The sequence below is a fragment of the Pelagicoccus enzymogenes genome (assembly GCF_014803405.1).
Taxonomy (GTDB): Bacteria; Verrucomicrobiota; Verrucomicrobiia; order Opitutales; family Opitutaceae; genus Pelagicoccus; species Pelagicoccus enzymogenes.
In genome coordinates this window covers 91992-111004 of the sequence record NZ_JACYFG010000007.1, presented here as the reverse complement: position 1 = coordinate 111004, position 19013 = coordinate 91992, and the positions used below count along the sequence as shown (strand labels likewise).

Sequence of the window (19013 nt, the reverse complement as noted above, 5' to 3'; positions counted from 1 at the left end):
ACTATTTCAGTTTCTAACCTTATTTCATTAAAGGCACCCAAACCGTCACGGCAAAACGCAAATGTCAATCAACGAACTGCTTTAGGGCGGATCGTCGATCGTCGGCGCCAGCCCTACGCCATTTCTTTTACTGCTCGCGCCAGCTCAACTCTCCATCGATGACTTGGGAGCCGATCCGTACGTTCTCGAACTCAAGATCCACCGCGTTCTCAACGATAAAGGGTGTATCCGCGCTTTCGATACGAATATTTCGAAACTGCACATCCCGCAACGGGGAAGCCGCCGGGGCGTGAGCTTCGAAGACCACCTTGACCTCTTCCACTGACATGTCCTCGAAAACGATATCCCGGTAGGTCGCCGGAAAGTTGCCCCCTAGCTTGCTCGGATAGTTCAACTGGAACCAGAAGAGGGTATCGAAGGAGCCCACCTCGAAATTGCGTAAACGAATCTTCTCCACCAAGCCGCCGCGGTCCAGATTCGACTTGAAGCGGAAGGCGGACATGCCGCTGCGCAGAATGTTGTCGGTGAAGTAGACATGGCTGATCCCGCCCGACATTTCGCTCCCCAGCCCGATACCGTCCTCACCGCCGAGGTCGTTGTTGCGAACTACGATATGGGTGCTGGGAATGCCGATTGTGCGACCATCCAGGTCCCGGCCGGACTTGATCACCACCGAGTCGTCTCCCGTGCGAAATACGTTTCCTTCCACCAGCACTAGGGAGCTGGACTCCACGTCGATGCCGTCGTTGTTCGGGAAATGGCTGTCGATGCGCAGATCCCGCACCGTGGCATGCTGCACGTACACCAAGTGGTTCACCCAGAACGGCGAGTTGATTACCTTGTATCCAGAAAGCAGAACACGCTTGCCTCCGAAAATCTGCACCGATGGCGGACGGAGATGGGTACCCGCTCCAAATTGACGCTGCTCCACGGGCACCCCCTCGAAGCCCATCTTGCGCAAGCGATGGAAATCGGGTTCCGCCTTGGGGTGCCACGCGAGGAATTCGCTCTCCGCGTTGCCGTCTATCGTTCCCTCTCCCGTAATCGCCACGTCCTCCACATCGCGACCGTAGATCAGCGGGGAATAAGTGAACACCTCCGTTCCCTCCCAACGCGTCTTCACCACCGGTAAGAAGCTCTCCGCCCTGCCGGAAAATCGCAGCAGCGCCCCCTCGGACAAGTGCAAGTCGATCCGGCTCTGCAGGTGGATCGGCCCATCGCACCACCACTCGCCAGCCGGGATGACCACCTGTCCCCCTCCCTTTTTCGCCTGGGCGGCGATGGCGCTCATGATCGCCTTCCTCGAATCGGCTGGAGCCGGCTCGGCCCCAAACGCCTCGATCGAGACGCTGCGCTGCGGAATGTCAGGCAGCTCGATGGTTTCCACAATCGATTCGGCGACCGACCAACTCGCTGGCGCGTCGACAGATAATTCGGTGGAGGCCCATAGGCCAAAAGGTGCTAGAAGGCAAAATGCCAAGGATGAGGAGTGTTTGATCACAAAGTTCATATCAATTGGGGTAGCTGCTGGGGAACAGAGTTTTCGCCAGCGGAGTAATAGGAGCTGTAACCAAAAACCCAGCACGCCCCCCTGTCAACGAACCGGGGAAACTCAAAGCGCGTTTCTTAAAGGAAACCACCCAATCTCCAATCCGGTAACCATACGGTAAGGTTCCCTGCGCTATAAAGTCGGTTGCTAGCATGGAAAAGGACTCACCTTCTAAAGTAAGCCATTCGATCGTGGCAGGGGTGACCCTTGCCGCTTCCCTCGCATGGACCGGTTGCACGACCCAATCCTATCGAAAACGGGCCGACAAAGCGGCCTACCAAGTCGTCTCTCAAGTCGAGGAGCAGATTTTCGGAACGCCATCGGATTTTTCAATTGAAACCGAATACTCGAACCGCAACCCGAAACAAATCCGGATCGAGGAAATCTTTGCGGACCGCAGCGTTGAGGGACAGCTAAACCTCAGCTTGAGCGACGCCCTCGCGATTGCCACCCGAAGCAGTCGCCAGTACCAAAACGAAAAAGAGCGTCTCTACCTCACCGCCTTGAGCCTCACCGGGCAACGCCACGCCTTCCGACCGCAGTTCTTTGCTCGCAGCTCAGCTCGTCGCATTATCAGCGCCGACGGCGAAGAAACCGATTCGATCGGCACCGACGTGGGAGTCGGACTACTGCTGGCGACCGGAGCGGACCTGAGCCTGAATATAGCCAACGACATCCTGCGCTTCGTTTCCAACCCTTCCAGCGAATCCCTCTCCTCCGCCTTGAGCTTCAGCATCTCCCAACCGCTGCTAAGGGGAGCTGGGAAGAAGGTCGCAGCCGAGCGTCTCACCCAAGCCCAACGCGATGTCATCTACTCCGTGCGGAACTTCGCCCATTTCGAGAACGAGTTCGCCGTGTCCGTGGTGATGGACTACTTCCGCCTCCTCCAGCGCAAGGATACCGTCTACAACGAATACAAGAACTACCAGTCTCGCATCAAGTCGACCGAGTACCTGAAAGCCCGATCCGTAGACCGAGCCAAAGCGCTCGACGTCAACCGAGCCGAGCAATCCGAGCTGTCCGCCCGCAATCGCTACATCAACTCCATCGTCGCCTACCGCAACTCGCTCGACCGATTCAAGATCACTCTCGGCCTTCCCCAAACAGTGGAGATCCGCCTGCAGGACTCCGAAATGGAATCCTTGAAGGAAAAGGGCCTCATCTTGCATAAGCTCGATGCCCAACTCGGCTACCAACTCGCCACCGAGCACCGTCTTCCATTGCTCAACGAAATCGACCAGTTCGAGGACGTAAAGCGCCGCACCCTTATCGCGGCCGACCAGCTGAAACCGGGACTCGGCTTCTCTGCGAGCGCTACGGTCGACAGCCTCGACGACAATCGATACGACGAATTCGACTTCGATCGCGTGCGCCGCGATGTCGGGCTAACGCTCGACCTCCCTCTCAACAAGCTGTCCCAACGGAACAACTACAGGAGCGCTTTGATTGGCTTCGAGTCGGAAATCCGTTCCTTTAGCCTCACGCTCGACCAGCTGCGTTCGCAAATCGAGGAAAGCTTCCAAAACCTGGAACGTCTCCGCCAAAACTACGAGATCCAGTCCAATGCAGTTGTCCTAGCAGAAAAAAGCGTGCTCGGCGCCCAGCTTTCCATCGAGGCGGGCGAAGGGATTTACCGCGACCTAGAGGATGCCCAAGACAACCTCATCTCCGCTCAAAACGCCCAAACTGGAGCCATCGTCGACTACCTGGAAGCTCGCCTTGGTCTCCTCATCTTCATCGGTATCATCGACACGGATACCGATCGCTTCTGGTTGACGGAAGCAAGCAAAGTCGACCTGTCCGCCCTCGACTCCGAAGCGTCTCTTTCCAAAACAGTCCAGAGCGACGGATCCGTCATCACACCAGACCAACTTTTCAATCTTTAGCCATGACCAACACACCCAAGGACGCCGACAAGCCCCGACTCCCCGCCAAGCTCAGGGAACTCGCCCTCAAGAGCCGCGCCTTCCTCGCGGGAAGCTACAAACGCCGCCCCATCGTCACTTCCCTCTCCGCAGCAGTCGTAGTCAGCCTGCTCTTCATCGCACTTTTCGGCGGAGGCTCCGACGAAGACGCTTTCAACTACCACGAGGTCACTCGATCCGACTTTCTAGTGAGCATCGTGGAAGGCGGTTCGCTGCAAGCGGTCAAGGAGGTCACCGTCCGCAACGAGGTCGACGGCACCTCCCGTATCATCTACATCATCCCGGAAGGCACCTACGTCAAGAAAGGCGACCTCATCGTACAACTCGATACCGCCGAGGCGGAGAAGGACCTAAACGAGCAGCTGCTTCGCTACGAGGACGACAAGGCCGACGTCATCAAGTCCAAAACCGACGTAACCATCACCCGCAGCGAAGTCGAAAGCGATATCCGCTCGGCAGAGCTCGCCGTAAAGTTCGCGGAGATGGACCTGCAAAAGTTCGAGCAAATCGAAAAGGAGCAGGAGATGCGCAACGCCCAAATCGAAGTGTTCACTGCGGAGGAATCCCTCAAGCTAGCTGAAGAAAAACTCGATTGGTCGGAGAAGCTCACCGAGGAAGGCTTCGAAACCAAAGGCAATCTCGATCGCGACAAGCTAGCCGTCACTAAACAGTCGCTAAGCCTGGAAAAGGCCAAGAGCGTGAAAAAGATGCTCTCAGACTACGACCTCGCGAAGTTGGAAGCTGAATACAGATCAAAGTTGGAGGAGGCAAAGGAGGAGCTCGAGCGAGTCAAGACTCAGGGCAACAGCAAGATCCTGCAAAACCAAGCCAACTACGAAAAAGCGGAACGTAAGCTCAACTTGAGCGAAGCGAAGCTGAAAAAGATGCAGGAGCAAATGGAGTCCACAAACATCAAGGCGCCTCAAGACGGCTTGATCGTCTACGCCAAGCCGCGCAGTCGCTACAGCCGAGAGTCCATCATCGAAGAAGGGGCTGAGATCCGCCAACGCCAATCGATCGTAACGATTCCCGACACCTCGAGCATGAAGGTAGTGGTCAAGGTTCACGAATCCCATGTCAACCAACTCAAGATCGGACAAACAGCCTTCATCGTTCTGGACTCCATGCCAGACAGCCGCTTCCGCGGACGCGTCACCAAAATTGCAATACTACCCGACCAGCAAAGCTCCTTCGGCAATTCTAACTTGAAGGTTTACGACACGGAAATCGTGATCGAGGACAAGCTGCCGGACGTGAAGCCCGGCGTATCAGCCAAAGCCGAGATCGTTATCACCAATCTACAGGATGTAATCACCGTTCCAATACAATGCGTGACCACTATCAAAGGACAGCAAGTCTGCTTCGTAAAAGGCATCGGAGGGCCAAAACCAGTAGAGGTTGAGATCGGCCTCTTCAACAACAAGTACATCGAAATCGTTTCCGGCCTTGAGGAAGGCGACCGCGTCCTGCTCTCGCCTCCGATGGATGGATCCATCGACTTGGGAGGAGCGATCATCCAAAAGGACGAGGAAGTCGACCTCGAGGCGAACGAGACAGCCGCGCCAGTCGAGAATCCTCGTCCCGTCAATCGCGAACGCCCCTCCAACGCGCCTCGTCCAGAGCGCAAACCATCTGGCCCAAGACAAGACACCTAGCCCGTCACAGGCATGATTTCAGAACCTAAAACCATAATCGAGATTCGAGATATCGAAAAGATATTTCAAGTGGGCGAAGTGCAGGTGCGCGCCTTGAGAGGCGTCAATATCGCTATCGAAGAGGGATCCTACGTCGCAATCATGGGACCTTCCGGTTCCGGCAAGTCAACCATGCTCAACATCCTCGGCTGCCTCGACCGCCCCACCTCCGGGCAATACTTCCTCGGCGGAGAAGACGTCTCCGTCATGGACGACGATACGCTCTCCACCATCCGAGGCAAGCGGCTCGGCTTCATATTCCAGTCCTACAACCTCATCGCCCAGCTCACCGTCATCGAAAACATCCAAGTTCCCCTGCTCTACCAAGGCGTCGACCTCAAGGAACACGAACAACGCTGCATCGAACTGGCGGAGCTCGTCGGGCTGGGAGAACGCCTCGACCATCGCCCCACCCAACTTTCCGGCGGACAGCAACAACGCGTCGCCATCGCCCGCTCCCTCGTCAACGACCCGCTCATGATCCTGGCCGACGAACCGACTGGTAACCTCGACTCCAAGACCGGCGCCGAGGTCCTCGAGCTGCTCGACAAGCTCAACGACCAGGGCAAGACCATTGTGATGGTCACCCACGACGACGACATTGCCTTCCGCGCCGACCGCGTCATCCGCATGAAAGACGGACTCGTCGACAGCGATATCCGCAACGACAAAAAGATCCGCCCATGAACCAGGCGAAGCTCAACCAAAACCGCATCGTCACCTCCGTGCTGCTCGGCATCAAGAGCCTCATGCTGCACAAGCTGCGTTCTGGCCTGACCATGCTCGGCATGATCTTTGGAGTCTGCTCGGTCATCGCCATGCTCGCCATCGGCGAAGGAGCCTCCCACGAAGCCCAAGAACGCATCAAGCGCCTTGGCTCCACCAACATAATCATCAACAGCGTCAAGCCCCCCGAGCAGCAAGACTCCGGTTCGAGCGGCGAAACCTTCGCCAGCGCCTACGGCCTCACTTACGACGACGCGTCCCGTCTGCAATACACCATACCCAACGTGGAAAGCGTTCTGCCCATGCGCATCATGCGCGACAACGTACGCTTCAGCCAGAACCAGGAACCTTGCCAAGTCATCGGCACCCACCCCCAATACGCGAGCTTGCAGAAAGTCGAACTCGTATCAGGGCGCTTCCTCGCGGCCATCGACGAGAAGCATCAACGCAATGTCTGCGTCATCACCTCCGGATTGGCTAGACGGCTTTTTACCTATCAAGACCCCATAGAATCCACGATCCGGATACAAGACGTCTACTATCAAGTCGTTGGCATCATCAACGAAACCGGCACTGCCGAACAACGCCCGCAAAAGGGAGAGATGGAAGGTGAGGCCTTGGACAACAACGTCTATATTCCCCTTTCCACCGCTCGATCCCGCTTCGGCGAAACCATCGTCCGCAGCAACTCGGGAGGATTCAGCGCCGAGACCGTTGAGCTACACCGCATCATCGTCAAAATGGCTAACACCGAAGCCGTCATCGCCGCCGAGCAACAGATTTCTAGCCTAATCCGCCGCTTCCACGAGCAAAACGACTTCGAGCTGATCGTCCCCCTTCAACTCCTGCGCGAGGCCGAAGCCACCAAACGCATGTTCAGCATCGTACTCGGATCCATCGCCGCCATCTCGCTCATCGTCGGAGGTATCGGCATCATGAATATCATGCTCGCAACCGTCACCGAACGTACACGCGAGATCGGCCTACGGCGCGCCCTCGGCGCCAAGAAGCAGGACATCGTTTCCCAGTTTCTCATCGAAACCGTGGTGCTGTCGATCGGAGGCGGATTGGTCGGTGTCGTGCTTGGTATCATGGTACCTCTGCTCGTATCCATTTCCACAGACATGATCACCATCATAACGCCTTGGTCCGTGATCCTTGCCTTTGGCATTTCCGGACTGACCGGCATCGCATTTGGAATCTACCCCGCCTCGCAAGCAGCTGAGCTCGACCCCATAGAAGCCCTCCGCCACGAGTAGCCGCCGTAGCGCTGAGCTTCAGCCAGCGACCGCGCTGCAGACCCCAAGAGGGATCTCAACGATCTCAAACCAGCAACTTCGCAAAGAAAACATCTTGTGGGAAGCGACCTTGCGTCGCGATTGGAGACCGCTTGATCGCGACGCAAGGTCGCTTCCTACGGAAGGGCTTAGCATGCAAGGAACGACAAAGACAGGACCTCTGGCCCCCGGTGAAAGAACACTTAACATGCTAACTAACCCGATCTCACCCCCCAAAAAAAGTATCATCCCAAGGCAGTGTAGACTGCTGTTTGTTGATTAAAAGTGTAGGGCTGCCGCTTGCGGCACGCCGCGTTGCAGGAGGCCCATATAAATCGCGTGATAACCCAACCCAATCTCACCCCCAAAAAAAAGAGACGCAAGGGTCCCCACCCTCACGCCTCTTCGAACTCCGTACTACAAAAAGGTTTTCTAAAATGTATTTCCGGCTGCCAGCCAGTTGAGGTAGTCCTCTAAATGGGTATAGCCATCTCCGTCAGGATCTTCGGCTCCATCCTTCCCGTCGCGAGGATCCAATCCCTTGCGAGCTTCCCACTGGTCAGGCAGTCCATCCCGATCCGTATCCCAATTTTCAGGACGGTGGACTACCGGATAGTCCTCCCATCCTCCCACGTCCGTTTGCGAATCCGGCAAACCGGGCAAACCAGAGCGGCTGCCCACAAAAGTCGTGGTCCCAGTGCGCACCTCTTGGATGACTCTTTTGTCGTGATCATCCAACATCGGCACATTGCAGCCAACGTCCGCGAGCACGTTTTCATAAGCTTCTTCAGCGCTATGGGTTGTCACGTAGGATTCAAAAAACGGTTGCTCCACCGTAACTGGCCAAGGCTGCTTGCCTCTCACCCGCATTCCTTCATAGCCGCTGGCGGGACCTTCCGGCCCAACCACACCTTCCATTACGTTTCCAGAAACATAGTACTGCTGCGGACCGAAAGATGGATTTTCGTATTGCGGATTCAAATACGTCATCACCTCCGAAGCCGGCCCCGGCTTGTAATAGTTGTTTACGAAATTCACTTCGCGGGCGCCCCCGTCCGTCGTCCGGTTCCGCCAGTTGTATACCACCATATTACGAATATCCAACCGCCCCGCGTGGCGATTCGCCTGGTCAATGGCTCCCGCGAGCGACCAGTTCCGTCCAGCGTTGTGGGCCAAGAGGCTGTGGTGAAAACTTCCCACGTTTCCGCTTATCGATCCCGCATAGCCATGTCCCTTGTTCTCGCCGTATTTGCGGTGGCCCGCCACGTTCAAAGCCTCGGAAATCAAGTTTCGTTGGAAGGTGATGTTCTTGGCCCCGCGCGAGCTGAAGGCTTCGTCGATACTCCACGAGATCGAGCAGTGATCGACAATGCTGTGATCGCCACTCGCCAGCCCCATGCCGTCCATCGTTTCGCCCGCTAGATCGCCCATACGCAGACGGATGAAACGCACGATCGTATCGCGGCTTCCAATTCCGCCAAAGGTATAGTTTCGAATGCAAATCCCCTTTCCGGGAGCCGTTTGGCCCGCGATCGTAAGAAACTCGTTTTCTTCGCCGAAAACGAGTTTCGACTCCAGAGATATAAGTCCCGATACGTCGAATACCACGGTGCGCGGACCGGTGGCTTCCACCGCAGCTCGCAAGGATCCGGGACCCGAGTCATTCAAATTGGTCACGTGCAGGACCCTTCCCCCGCGACCGCCAATAGCGAATCGGCCGTATCCTTCCGCAGTCGGAAACGCCAAATGACGCACCCTAAAACGCCAAATGTCCCCCCGCGTCACGTTCCCGTGCGGGTCGATCGAATCGACCCTCCAAGCGTAATGCAGCAGCGAATTGTTCGGCTCGATAGGGACCTCCACCGCGCGCCCTTGGGGCACGGAGTTCCAGAAGCTGTCAGAGTGCTTCTCGGCCGCGGCGACCCGCCGTACCGCCTCCTCCGCATCCCGGTCCGAGGCGAAGAACACGTTTTGCGTTACGGCAGAGTCAGCCGGAGTCCAACTCAATCGAACGCGACCACGATCGCCGTCAGCATGCCGTTCGTAGTTAGCTGGCGAGGGTTTCAAGGCCCGATGCTTCGGATCCGTGTCATCGATCGCGAAACCATTAAGCACCACCGGGTCGGTGCCGTCCGCAACAATCTGAATCGTTACCGCCTTGCCACGCTTCGCTTCGAATCTGACAAAGGCGCTGGCCAGATCTTCGTTGCTTTCAGCTTGAGCGGCAGGCGTGACCCTTGCAAGCGGCACCCCATCTACGAGAACTGAATACGCTCCCTCTAGCTTCGTTCCTATACTGCCGTGAAAGCTGGTGAAGGTATGCGTTCCCGCGGGTAGCCCGCGTAGTTCCAAAGTCATTACAGACGGTTCACCCCCAGCGACAACAGCCGCATCCGCGCCCAAGGTAAGCCCCGTCACAATCAATGCCTTGCTTCCTTCGAAGCGGAGTTCGCCGCCTCGCTTGTCCGCGGTTAAACGAACCGTCACACCATCGAAACTTCGACTCGCCGCGGCACCCGATGCCTGCCAGTTGGTCCAATGCTCGGTCTCCATGTCGTTACGAGCCTGGGCATTCAAGTCGACTCGCAGAGGCGCCATTCCTTCGGCCTCTAGGCATGATCCGCTCATGATAGCGAAGGCCATCAAGACGCGTAAGCAGGGTTTGGGGTAATTCATCACAGATAAAAATGAGATCGTGGATCGGACCGCCCTAAAACAGCCCGTCCAGTTTTTGAATACAGTTGATCTAAAGTAACAATTGACGGTGCTATTCCTTCCGCTCCCTTTCCGCGAGGTGACGCAAAGTGCGGCTGGCCTCTTCCCGTACCCTTCGGGAACCGTCATTCTTTTCCACGTAACGGAGCCAATCTTCCAATTCCGGATCCGGCAGAAAGCCAGACATGGCATCCAGCGCTTGTCGCCTGACACGGTAGTTCAAGTGTTCAGCCGTTACCTTCAATAGCGTCGGCGCAAGCTCAGGAGTGGTCACCCCGTCCAAAAGTTCCAGGATGTCTTCCTGCACGCGCGGATCATCGGTAGCGTGAAAAGCAGTGATGGTTGCTCGCACGACATCGTCGTCCAAGCCCTCCGCCCGGCGAAGCACCCTCAAGGCTGCAAGCTTAGGCTCGGCATCCAGGCTTTCGTCGAAGATGCTCCTGCGTGCCCGATCAATATGGTCAGGAGTGGCCGGCATGAAGCCTCGAACCGCCATCGTCCAGCGCATTTCCTCCACGTCGCTTTCTAGATAACCTGCTGAATTGTCATGATACTTAGAATACAGCGGATCAGCTTCCGATCGGCCATTCGAATCACCGTAACTCCCAGTACGAGCTGGGTAACCGCTACCTTGCAAATAGGCCAGTTCGCGCTCGAGTTCCTCGATCCTTTCCAGGTGCGCCGCATCGCCGGCCTCCGCCACCATGAAACGATCGTAGACGCTGAGTCCCACCGCTAGCAACGAGCAGAGCAAAGCGGATAACGAGAGCATGACTATGGATCTTTCTTTCATAGAAAACCGATTTTAGAGGCTCATGCTAGCACGCCGATCCTTATCGGAAGGTTACCGGTCGAAAACATCATCAGTTTTCCTGCAAACCACAAAAAACCTGTTGCGAATCGGCTTTCCTCCCTTTGGTTTTCAGGCCTGCGATCACGGCCCCAATGAAGCTACTCCTTGTTGAAGATTCCAAACGATTGAGAGATTCCCTCGCACTCGGCTTGCGTAAGTCCGGCTACGTAGTCGATCTCACGGGAGACGGCTCAGAGGGCTGCTGGATGGCCCTGAACGACGACTATGACGTGATCGTTCTCGATATCATGCTCCCTGGAATGGACGGCCTGAGTATCCTCTCAAAGCTAAGGGAGAAACAGGTGAACAGCTGCGTTCTCATGCTCACCGCTCGCGACAAAGTAGAAAACCGCGTCGAGGGATTGAGCAAGGGCGCGGACGACTACCTCGTAAAACCCTTCGCGATGGACGAACTGCTCGCGCGGATCGACGCGCTTTGCCGACGCAGCTACAACGTACGAGGATCCAAGATCAGCTTCGGAGCGCTCAGCCTCGACCTATCCAAACGAAGCGTATCTGTCGACGGCTCAGAGCTCACCCTCAAGCCGAGGGAGTATCGTATCCTTGAATACATTGCTATGCGCTCCGGGGAAATCGTATCCAAAACCGATATCGAATCCCGCATCTACGACGACAATGCGGAGCTACGCAGCAACGTCGTGGAATCAGCCATCTCGTCTATACGCAGAAAGTTCGACGCAGTAGGCTATCCTTGCCCAATCGAGACGCGACGCGGGCTCGGATACACGATTGAGAACGCTTGATGTGAATACCATTCGGGCAAAACTGGCGATCGGCCTCACCCTCTGCTTCGCAACCCTACTCGCCCTCTCCGGATACGCCGTTTACTACAGCGCAGAAAAGGGAGCCTACCAGCGGATCGAAGAAAAGCTGCAGATCGACGCCTACTCCATCATGTCGGCGACCTACCTCAAGGAGGACGAGAAGGTGGAGCTCCACTTCACGGTCAGCCTTCTCAGACAGTTCAGCGTCGAGGTACAAAGCGCCTACTACCAGATTTGGGAAAACGGCGACACTACGATCAAGAAATCCGAGTCACTCCGGCGCAAGAGCCTGCCCAAGCCCGCACAAGTGACCCGCGAAGCGGTTTTTTGGAACTTTAGCCTAGAAGAAGGCCGCCTCTGTCGAGCGGTGGCGATCCGCTACGGTCCCAAGGAACGCGGACGCGACCGCTACACGAAAGGAAAAGAGGAGTCCCTCGTTCTGGTTGTCGCCCAAAACATCGAAGAAGAGCGGGCCGCCTTGGCCAGCCTCCGAAACAACCTGATCGGCGTCACCCTGCTCATTCTCATCGTCACTCCCATCCTGGTGACTTTGGTCCTGCGACAAGGCCTCTCGTCTCTCGCTCTGCTCGCCAGCAAAACGGGACGCATCGAGTCCCATAATCTCTCGCAGCGATTCTCGGTGGATAGCCTGCCCGGCGAGCTCAAGCCGATCGCCACCCAACTCAATCAGCTCCTCGACCGACTGAGCGTTTCCTTCGAACGGGAACGCACCTTCAGCGCCGACGTTGCCCACGAGCTGAGAACCCCCATCGCGGAGCTGCGCAACATCGCAGAGGTAGGCTTGAAGTGGAAAGACCCCGAGTCTGCGGAGGACTACCAAGCAGCCATCGAAATTGCCACCCAGATGGAACGGATCGTAAACCAGCTTTTCGAGTTGATGCGTTGCGAGAGCGATCAACTCGTTGTATCGAGCAAGGAAATACAGCTTTCGGAATTCATCGAAGGGCTCCGCCGGCGAAATGCGGCCGAAGCAGCAAGCAAGGGACTCTCCTTCGACATCCGTATCCCTTCCAAGGCTCGCGTCGTCTCCGACTTGGAGATGTTGCAACGAGTCGTTGGAAATCTGGTCGACAACGCCGTAGCCTACTCCACGCCGCAAAGCGAGATAGCAATCGCGTACGATCCAGCAGAAGGCAGTTTGCAAGTTTCAAACCGGACGACCGACCTCGATGCTTCCGATACGGAACACCTCTTCGACCGCTTCTGGAGAAAAGACAAAGCGCGGGCCGACGGCAGCCACAGCGGTATCGGCCTCTCAATCGCCCGAGCTTTCTCGGAGCGCCTCGGCCTCACCCTTGAAGCCCACTTCGAAGAAGGGGGCCGGATCACGTTCGTTTTGTCAGGATTCGAGAGAGTTGACTGAGGCCTTGCGCAAAACATCGTTTTTTCCGCTGCCGGTAACCCTTTGATAAGGTTCCCTCAGCTAGACTCCGGGAATGCTGAAAACGAACCCCGCATCAAGATTTCGCCGCAAGTCAGCGCTCGCATTCTCCTGCGTCATGACCGTCGCCGCCTTTTCCTTCGCAGCATCGCAAGTCAAAGCCGCCACTCCGGCAAGCGTGGCGGCGGGCGCACAAGCCCAAATCGATGACAAGAACTACCCCGCCTGGTGGAACCCCGAACTACCAGAGGCTATGCAAAACAACGTTTTCAACAAAGGCAGACAACTCGCGGAAAAGCTCGAGCTCGCAAACGCCGGCCAAACCGAGCGCGTAGCAAACCTCGTCAGCCAACACTACGCCCGTGTATGGGCCTGGCACCAGGAGGTGGACCCCGTCCTCGATGCCGCTTGGGACGAATGGGACTTAGCCCGCAGCAACACGGACGGGAAAGAGAAAGACGAGCTCAAGGCTCTCGCTATTATGAGCGAGGAGATTGACCCCATCTACGCCCAATTCACCCCACAAATCCGTACCTTTCTTCGGGAACTGGAAGCGGAAGTGGGCCACGAAAAAAGTATCGAACTCTTGGATATCATTACGCGTTCGCCTGGAGTAGAACGAACCTACAAGGCCTACCTTGCCATGGTGCCTCAGATGAACGATGCGGAAAAGGCGATCATCTGGAACCGCCTCAATCAAGCTCGTGAAGATTCGCTAGCGGCCTGGAGCGGCAAGCGGATCATCAAGATCTTCAAAAAGTACAAGATCCGTAACGAGTTCTCGATCGACTACTTCGGCTACGGCTACCGCAAGCACTACAAAGCCTGGGTCGAATCCTCCAAGAAATAGTATTCTCCAATCTGATACAAATACCAAAGTCGATAGAGACCAATCCTCAAACCAACACATCCTATGAAAACGAATTCACTGCAAAACCGAATGGCGCGGGCAAATCGCAATCTCAGCCCCAACGAATCCCTGCCCCGCTTCATTAACTCCAAAGAGTTGATAAGCTTCCTCCACAACACCGCGGACGAGCTCAGCAGAAACAGCGAAGCCCTCGATCGGGACGGTAAGTACGAGAGCGCCCGCCTCGACGAAAATATCGCGATCTACCTCAAGGAATGCCTCATCGAAGAGCTAGCCGAAACCCTCGGCATCGACGTATAGAGTCGCACTGCCCCGCACGTTACAGAGCTTTCAATATCATTCCCCTCAGGGCTGTCCCTCGCAGAACTGATACTCCACTTGCGCTGAGAGCCCCGAGCAATACGCCCACGCATTTTACCCGAGTTACTAAACTGGCCTCAGAGTCAGTCCAATGAAATCTACTCGCCTCTGCTGCGTAGGGTTGCAGCTTGCTGCAGACCGCAGTGCAACCCCGCTTCAAAGGGCAACGCGGACTGGACCACGGTCCAAGCCAACAAAAACTCGAGTTACGGGACAGTCCCTCAGCCATCGAGCGAAGCCATGTGACGACTACCGTCTCCGCCCTACTCTGCCTTGCCGGCAGGTACTAGTGCGTCTTCACTCGGCTTGAAGTGAAAGGGAATCCTCACTTTTGCCGCTACCGACTTTCCGTCTTTGACTGCTGGCCGAAATTCGATCCTTAAAGCGGTTTCCAGCGCCTCTTGCTCAAAGATCTCATGAGAGGATTCAACTACCTTTGGCCGATGAACTTGCCCCTTGTCGTCTACGACAAGCTCTACCACAACCGTACCATCGATCGCCTCTCTCATTATCTCATAGGGGTACTCGGGCTTGGGTATTCTCAACACTGTGGGCGGGCGGTCTAGAGCTCCGACTTTCGAGCCTTTGGTTTCTCCCAAGTCCGCAGCGAGCACATTAGCAGCTGCATACGCCTCTTTGTTATCCAGTTTAATGGCTTCCAATATCGCCTTTGCGGGATGCACTCCACTTTGAATACCAAGCAAGGCCAGCTTGCTTTTGGGGTGGAAAGATTCGCGCGACTTTTCCAGCAGCTTAACGGCTCGATCTAGGTCTGCTCCTTGAGCACCTTTTGAAATTTCAAGAAGCGCGAGATAGAAGGATGCCTCGCCAGAACGCCTTGAGCCGTCCTCAGCGAAGCTCTGAAACATTTTCTCGAAGCCAGCGCGCGTGTCGCTTTCCTTAAATATACGAGGGAAGTTTAATTGAAGCAATTGCTCCGCAGAATCGTATGACCCCAACTCAATACCCTTTTTCAGAATCGCACTGGCCTCTTCCAATCGGTCACTCAGCCTATAGTGTTTTGAGAGCGCTATTATATCTTCGATCTGCCCCTCTTCAACGCCCCTGAGCAACCAATTCTCCATTTCGGGAACAGACGTCATGTATTCAAGGTACTGGGCAGGCGTCACTTTCCCCATTTTATTCGTCACTTGGGCGAACAGTGTTCGAACAGCCGCTTGGCTCCCCGCCTCTGCCGCTGCAGCGAAATAGCGACTGCTCTCCTCCAAATCGACGGCGCCAAAGCGTCCCTCTTGCATTCCCATCCCCAGCAAGTAGCCAGCTTCGTAATCGCCCTCCGCCAAAGCCAATTCGTAGTAAGTCTGTGCCTCGACGCTGTCCTGCTCCACTCCTATGCCATTGAGGTAGAGACTTCCCAAGGCCGAAAAACCACGAACGTCTCCTTGTGAGACGGCCTGTAAAAAGAGTTGATGGGCCGCGTCATGATCGACGATCGAGGCGTGCCCATAGGACAAATACAAAGCTAGGTCGTAGGTAACCGTCTGGTCGCCAGCTTCATGCAGTTTGATCAACTCGCTCAAAACGGATTCTGGATCAGCAACGCCCAATAAACCATATTTTTGACGCACACTTTGTTCCAGTCGATCCAAGTCCAGTGGAATATTCTCAACCTTCGCTAGATAATCCAGAAACGCTCGCTTTTTCTCTTCCGAAACAATCGGAACCTCCTTAAGGGCCTCACCCCTTTCGAAATCCCCCTCTTTTCGCCCAGTGCTAGTTTTCTCCCCGCGGGATCGAGTTCCGGGTTCAGCTTCGCCGGTAAGCTCAACCTCTTTTTCCGCTTCTGCAGTATTTACCCCATCGCTCATTCCGCTCTCATTCCCTGATTCGCCATCTTTCGCGTTTTCGCTGTTTACTGTATCCAGATTTTCGCGACTTACGGCAGGTATTGCTTCAGAAGATGCGGAGTCACCCAATTCGACATGCGAAGGCGACGGCGTTTTCGCACAGCCTTGCAGCAGAAAAATAAGAATGAGCGAGGCTGGAGTCGGAACATTGCGAGTTCGCTCAGACCATCGAGTATTCAGCATTCCGGAGCAAAGCCCTGAAACACGGCCGAGGAGATCAAAGGGTAAGAATGGCATAAACAAGTGGGATTCAGTTGGTTCAAAACGGCTCCTTCAAAGAATCGAGCCGATTCGAACCTCGTCATCAAAAGCAGACAAAGCCAAAACAGCACGTTAAAAGTTGACCAGCGAGTAGCAGTGCTACGCGACGCCCCACGAGCTTCGGGCCCCATAACCAGCCGAATCCCCCCTCAAAAAACGTAGCACAAGCGGCAACGTTTCTTGAACCGACTGAGGTCAAAACCTCAAAAGGCAGTCCACCACGTAGTAGCATGGAAACTGGTCGTGCCAATAAGGCGTAAACGCGAGATTCGCGACCAGCTGCTCCAAGTACAGCAGTTCGCCTTCTGAAAGCTCTTTCGAGGTCGCATTCACGTAATCGATCGCTCCAGATTCCAGAATCCGGAAGTTCAGCTGGATTATCGTACCCGCAGGCGCTCGAAAATTGTTCAGGGCAAAAACAGCCTCCGGAAAAGACACGTCCCGCGGATACTGAATCACCGCCCGGTCCGGATCTATCATGTCCGGATCCCCCTGAAACGGGACAGGTCCAGGGCGACCATGCCAACGCACCGCGTTAACGACCTGGCCACTCAAGGTTTTGCTCGAATGTCCTGAGCTAGTGGAATTGCAGGCGGACAAAAACGCCAGGAAGAGAGCAAAGGCGACGATTCGATAGGTCATGGGGCAAAGATGCGTATTGGGTTCGCTTTCGCCCCGGATTATAGAGCTTAGCCTAAAGGGTGCACGTACTATTTTGAACTCAGGGTAACATTCGCCCTTGCACGCTCCGGGAGGAGCCCTGAGGCGTCCCATCCCGAACGATCCCCTCACTAGTCGAGGCTAATTCACGTATTCCAACAACATGCGATAGGACTCCTGCAGTCCGGCTGCCTCCTTGATTGCTTCCGAGGTTTCAGGGCCATTGTTCTCCCAGGTATTTCCAGGACCGTTGGCGTTAGTGGAGAATTTCTGCTCAGGACACCAGTTGTCGCGCACGTAGATGAAGGAGGAACCTTCGTCGAGGTAGATGTAGTTCCAGTGATTCGGATCGTGCACGTAGCTCGGCGTATAGAGTGAGTGGATACTGTTTTCGCTGATCTCCGACTTTGGTTGCGGCGAAAGCGTGTAGATACCGCCCACATCGTACATGTGCTTGCCAAAATGGTGGATGTGGTTGGCGTGAATGCGATTGTCGCGCATGCAGTTGACCGACTTGGTCCAACCCCAACCCATGCTGATCCCCGTGTAGCTAACATCGCTGATCTCGTTGTGCTCGATGTTGATACCGCGCACGTAACCAGCTCCAATGCCTACGCAGCCCCAATCTTCGTTAGCTACATCAGTCACAAGATTGTTGGCAATCCGAGCGTCCGTGCACAACTCGCGCTCGTCAGCCGGATCATAAGGCACGTGGGTTTCGATTCCCCCATCCTGAAAAGACCCAATCACGATGCCACTACCGCCGATGTCGCGGAAAATGTTTCCTTCAACTACCGCACGGTGCGAGCCCCAAAGGTAGTCGAGTCCAGTAGCCGCTAGATTTTGAAATATGCAATTTTCAAATACAATGTCATTTCCTGCGTAAACCGAAACCGCAGCAGGTTTTCGCCCAATCCAAGCTTGATTCTCGAGCTTCGCCTTATCCGGAGTTCCCGGGATCTTGAGCTTGTAAGCGTCGTACATGAAAAAACCCGCCTGCAAGGGTACGTGACCAGCATAGGAGGGACGCATCCAGGTCGTATTTTCGAAGCGGATACCATCGAAGTGAACGTGTTCAACCGGAGCGTCGAGCGAACCTTCGACTTCCACCAAGGTTTCCATCGCCGGCACCACCGCCTTGGCTGTCGCCATGTCCTGCCCTTCTTTCGGCCAGTAGTAGAGCGTGTTGCTGTCCTCGTCCAGATACCACTCGCCCGGCTCGTCGAGCAGCTCCAAGCGATTCGTCAAATAGTAGGCGGAACTCCCGTTCTTTGCGGTATAGAAACCAGGCTTCCCTTTTCCACCGAGCACAACCGGCGGCCAGGGATGCTCGAACTGTACGCGGCTTTCCGGCTCATGAAACGAGAGACGAGCCTTGCCCTCCTCCGGAAACGCCTCGAAAGTCTTCACGCGCAAGATGGCGATCGCCCACATTTGGTGGATCACAAACTCGAGACCATGGGGATCCGAAAAGTCGCCAAACTCCGGCAACTCGATCCAGCCCACGCGCTCTTCTTTGTCCCAATCGAGGATCCGCCTCAGATCGTCGCCATCCACCTCTCGGGCGCGATTGGCTCGCTTACCGTCCACCCAAAAATCGCGAAAGGCGAAACGGTTGTTGTTCTTTCGCGGCGTCTTCGCCATCCAGAGCTTGCCCTTGGCCGCAGGGTTCAGCCCCTCGATCGTCCCTTTCACTTTCGACCATCCCTCAACCTGCACGCCACCACTAATCACAGGAGAGGCATTCGGAGCGGCCTTGAAAACAGTGGGGCTTTCAGCTGTACCCGAATCTTCAGTACGCACCAGCAGCGGTTCGATAATTTCATAAGTTCCATCGGCGAGAAGGATTTCGATCCCCTCGCCAATTGACTCGTCATGCAAGCGCCTCAGCTCGCGGGCCTGGCGCTGCGCAGCGGCGATTCTCTTGTGAGGCGCCTCAAACGACCCATCCCCCGACTCCGCCCCTTCCGGCGAAACCCAAATCTGCCGCGGCCCAGCCGCTGAAAGGAATGAAACACTCAATGCCGAAAAAATCGCTAGTACTGTCTTCGTATTCATAAAAAGTTC

Annotated in this window: 14 protein-coding genes; 8 read left to right on the top strand and 6 right to left on the bottom strand. The window is 55.6% G+C overall.

Going from position 1 to position 19013, the window contains the following annotated elements; genetic code table 11:
- Positions 1-127: 127 nt before the first annotated feature.
- The gene (locus IEN85_RS06460; RefSeq protein WP_191616267.1) at positions 128-1510 is read right to left on the bottom strand and encodes a glycoside hydrolase family 28 protein; all 1383 of its coding nucleotides are present in this window, start codon (positions 1508-1510) and stop codon (positions 128-130) included.
- 191 nt (positions 1511-1701) lie between these two features.
- Here IEN85_RS06460 and IEN85_RS06455 point away from each other — a divergent pair, with 191 nt between their 5' ends.
- The 4 genes from IEN85_RS06455 to IEN85_RS06440 are packed head-to-tail and all read left to right on the top strand — an operon-like array spanning position 1702 to position 7153.
- Positions 1702-3435: a TolC family protein gene (locus IEN85_RS06455; RefSeq protein ID WP_191616266.1), complete on the top strand. Its 1734-nt coding sequence runs from the start codon at positions 1702-1704 to the stop codon at positions 3433-3435.
- Between the two features lie 2 nt (positions 3436-3437).
- Positions 3438-5129 (top strand): efflux RND transporter periplasmic adaptor subunit, encoded by a 1692-nt coding sequence (locus IEN85_RS06450; protein WP_191616265.1) that lies wholly within the window; start codon positions 3438-3440, stop codon positions 5127-5129.
- 12 nt (positions 5130-5141) lie between these two features.
- The gene (locus tag IEN85_RS06445; protein ID WP_191616264.1) at positions 5142-5855 is read left to right on the top strand and encodes an ABC transporter ATP-binding protein; all 714 of its coding nucleotides are present in this window, start codon (positions 5142-5144) and stop codon (positions 5853-5855) included.
- Positions 5852-7153, top strand: a complete 1302-nt coding sequence (locus IEN85_RS06440) for an ABC transporter permease (protein WP_191616263.1) — start codon at positions 5852-5854, stop codon at positions 7151-7153. The genes IEN85_RS06445 and IEN85_RS06440 overlap by 4 nt, the downstream gene beginning before the upstream one ends.
- Positions 7154-7603: 450 nt before the next feature.
- Here IEN85_RS06440 and IEN85_RS06435 read toward each other — a convergent pair whose 3' ends face one another.
- Together IEN85_RS06435 and IEN85_RS06430 are read right to left on the bottom strand one after the other, a co-directional pair.
- A complete protein-coding gene (locus tag IEN85_RS06435; RefSeq protein ID WP_191616262.1) occupies positions 7604-9847 on the bottom strand; it encodes a pectate lyase family protein in 2244 nt (747 codons plus the stop codon).
- A 91-nt stretch (positions 9848-9938) separates the two neighbouring features.
- Entirely contained in the window at positions 9939-10679 is a 741-nt protein-coding gene (locus IEN85_RS06430) for a hypothetical protein (RefSeq protein WP_191616261.1), read from the bottom strand.
- 152 nt (positions 10680-10831) lie between these two features.
- On the opposite strand from IEN85_RS06430, the gene IEN85_RS06425 reads away from it, so the two are divergent.
- From IEN85_RS06425 to IEN85_RS06410, 4 genes are all read left to right on the top strand, one after another.
- Entirely contained in the window at positions 10832-11503 is a 672-nt protein-coding gene (locus IEN85_RS06425; RefSeq protein ID WP_191616260.1) for a response regulator, read from the top strand.
- A gap of 1 nt (position 11504) precedes the next feature.
- The gene (locus tag IEN85_RS06420) at positions 11505-12908 is read left to right on the top strand and encodes an ATP-binding protein (RefSeq protein WP_191616259.1); all 1404 of its coding nucleotides are present in this window, start codon (positions 11505-11507) and stop codon (positions 12906-12908) included.
- Between the two features lie 73 nt (positions 12909-12981).
- Complete coding sequence (locus IEN85_RS06415; RefSeq protein WP_191616258.1) at positions 12982-13776, top strand: DUF3826 domain-containing protein; 795 nt, start codon at positions 12982-12984, stop codon at positions 13774-13776.
- Between the two features lie 63 nt (positions 13777-13839).
- Positions 13840-14097, top strand: a complete 258-nt coding sequence (locus IEN85_RS06410) for a hypothetical protein (protein WP_191616257.1) — start codon at positions 13840-13842, stop codon at positions 14095-14097.
- A 323-nt stretch (positions 14098-14420) separates the two neighbouring features.
- Here IEN85_RS06410 and IEN85_RS06405 read toward each other — a convergent pair whose 3' ends face one another.
- The 3 genes from IEN85_RS06405 to IEN85_RS06395 all read right to left on the bottom strand — a co-directional run bounded on the left by IEN85_RS06405 (position 14421) and on the right by IEN85_RS06395 (position 19004).
- A complete protein-coding gene (locus tag IEN85_RS06405; protein ID WP_191616256.1) occupies positions 14421-16262 on the bottom strand; it encodes a TonB family protein in 1842 nt (613 codons plus the stop codon).
- Between the two features lie 219 nt (positions 16263-16481).
- On the bottom strand, positions 16482-16928 hold the full coding sequence (locus IEN85_RS06400) for a hypothetical protein (protein WP_191616255.1): 447 nt from the start codon (positions 16926-16928) through the stop codon (positions 16482-16484).
- A gap of 159 nt (positions 16929-17087) precedes the next feature.
- Positions 17088-19004, bottom strand: coding sequence for a right-handed parallel beta-helix repeat-containing protein (locus IEN85_RS06395; RefSeq protein WP_191616254.1), 1917 nt, complete (start codon positions 19002-19004; stop codon positions 17088-17090).
- Positions 19005-19013: the final 9 nt, after the last annotated feature.

Excerpts from the sequence above, each read along its gene's own strand:
- IEN85_RS06460 (WP_191616267.1), bottom strand. The coding sequence starts at position 1,510 with ATGAACTTTGTGATCAAACACTCCTCATCCTTGGCATTTTGCCTTCTA.
- IEN85_RS06455 (WP_191616266.1), top strand. The coding sequence starts at position 1,702 with ATGGAAAAGGACTCACCTTCTAAAGTAAGCCATTCGATCGTGGCAGGG.
- IEN85_RS06450 (WP_191616265.1), top strand. The coding sequence starts at position 3,438 with ATGACCAACACACCCAAGGACGCCGACAAGCCCCGACTCCCCGCCAAG.
- IEN85_RS06445 (WP_191616264.1), top strand. The coding sequence starts at position 5,142 with ATGATTTCAGAACCTAAAACCATAATCGAGATTCGAGATATCGAAAAG.
- IEN85_RS06440 (WP_191616263.1), top strand. The coding sequence starts at position 5,852 with ATGAACCAGGCGAAGCTCAACCAAAACCGCATCGTCACCTCCGTGCTG.
- IEN85_RS06435 (WP_191616262.1), bottom strand. The coding sequence starts at position 9,847 with ATGAATTACCCCAAACCCTGCTTACGCGTCTTGATGGCCTTCGCTATC.
- IEN85_RS06430 (WP_191616261.1), bottom strand. The coding sequence starts at position 10,679 with ATGAAAGAAAGATCCATAGTCATGCTCTCGTTATCCGCTTTGCTCTGC.
- IEN85_RS06425 (WP_191616260.1), top strand. The coding sequence starts at position 10,832 with ATGAAGCTACTCCTTGTTGAAGATTCCAAACGATTGAGAGATTCCCTC.
- IEN85_RS06415 (WP_191616258.1), top strand. The coding sequence starts at position 12,982 with ATGCTGAAAACGAACCCCGCATCAAGATTTCGCCGCAAGTCAGCGCTC.
- IEN85_RS06410 (WP_191616257.1), top strand. The coding sequence starts at position 13,840 with ATGAAAACGAATTCACTGCAAAACCGAATGGCGCGGGCAAATCGCAAT.
- IEN85_RS06405 (WP_191616256.1), bottom strand. The coding sequence starts at position 16,262 with ATGCCATTCTTACCCTTTGATCTCCTCGGCCGTGTTTCAGGGCTTTGC.
- IEN85_RS06400 (WP_191616255.1), bottom strand. The coding sequence starts at position 16,928 with ATGACCTATCGAATCGTCGCCTTTGCTCTCTTCCTGGCGTTTTTGTCC.
- IEN85_RS06395 (WP_191616254.1), bottom strand. The coding sequence starts at position 19,004 with ATGAATACGAAGACAGTACTAGCGATTTTTTCGGCATTGAGTGTTTCA.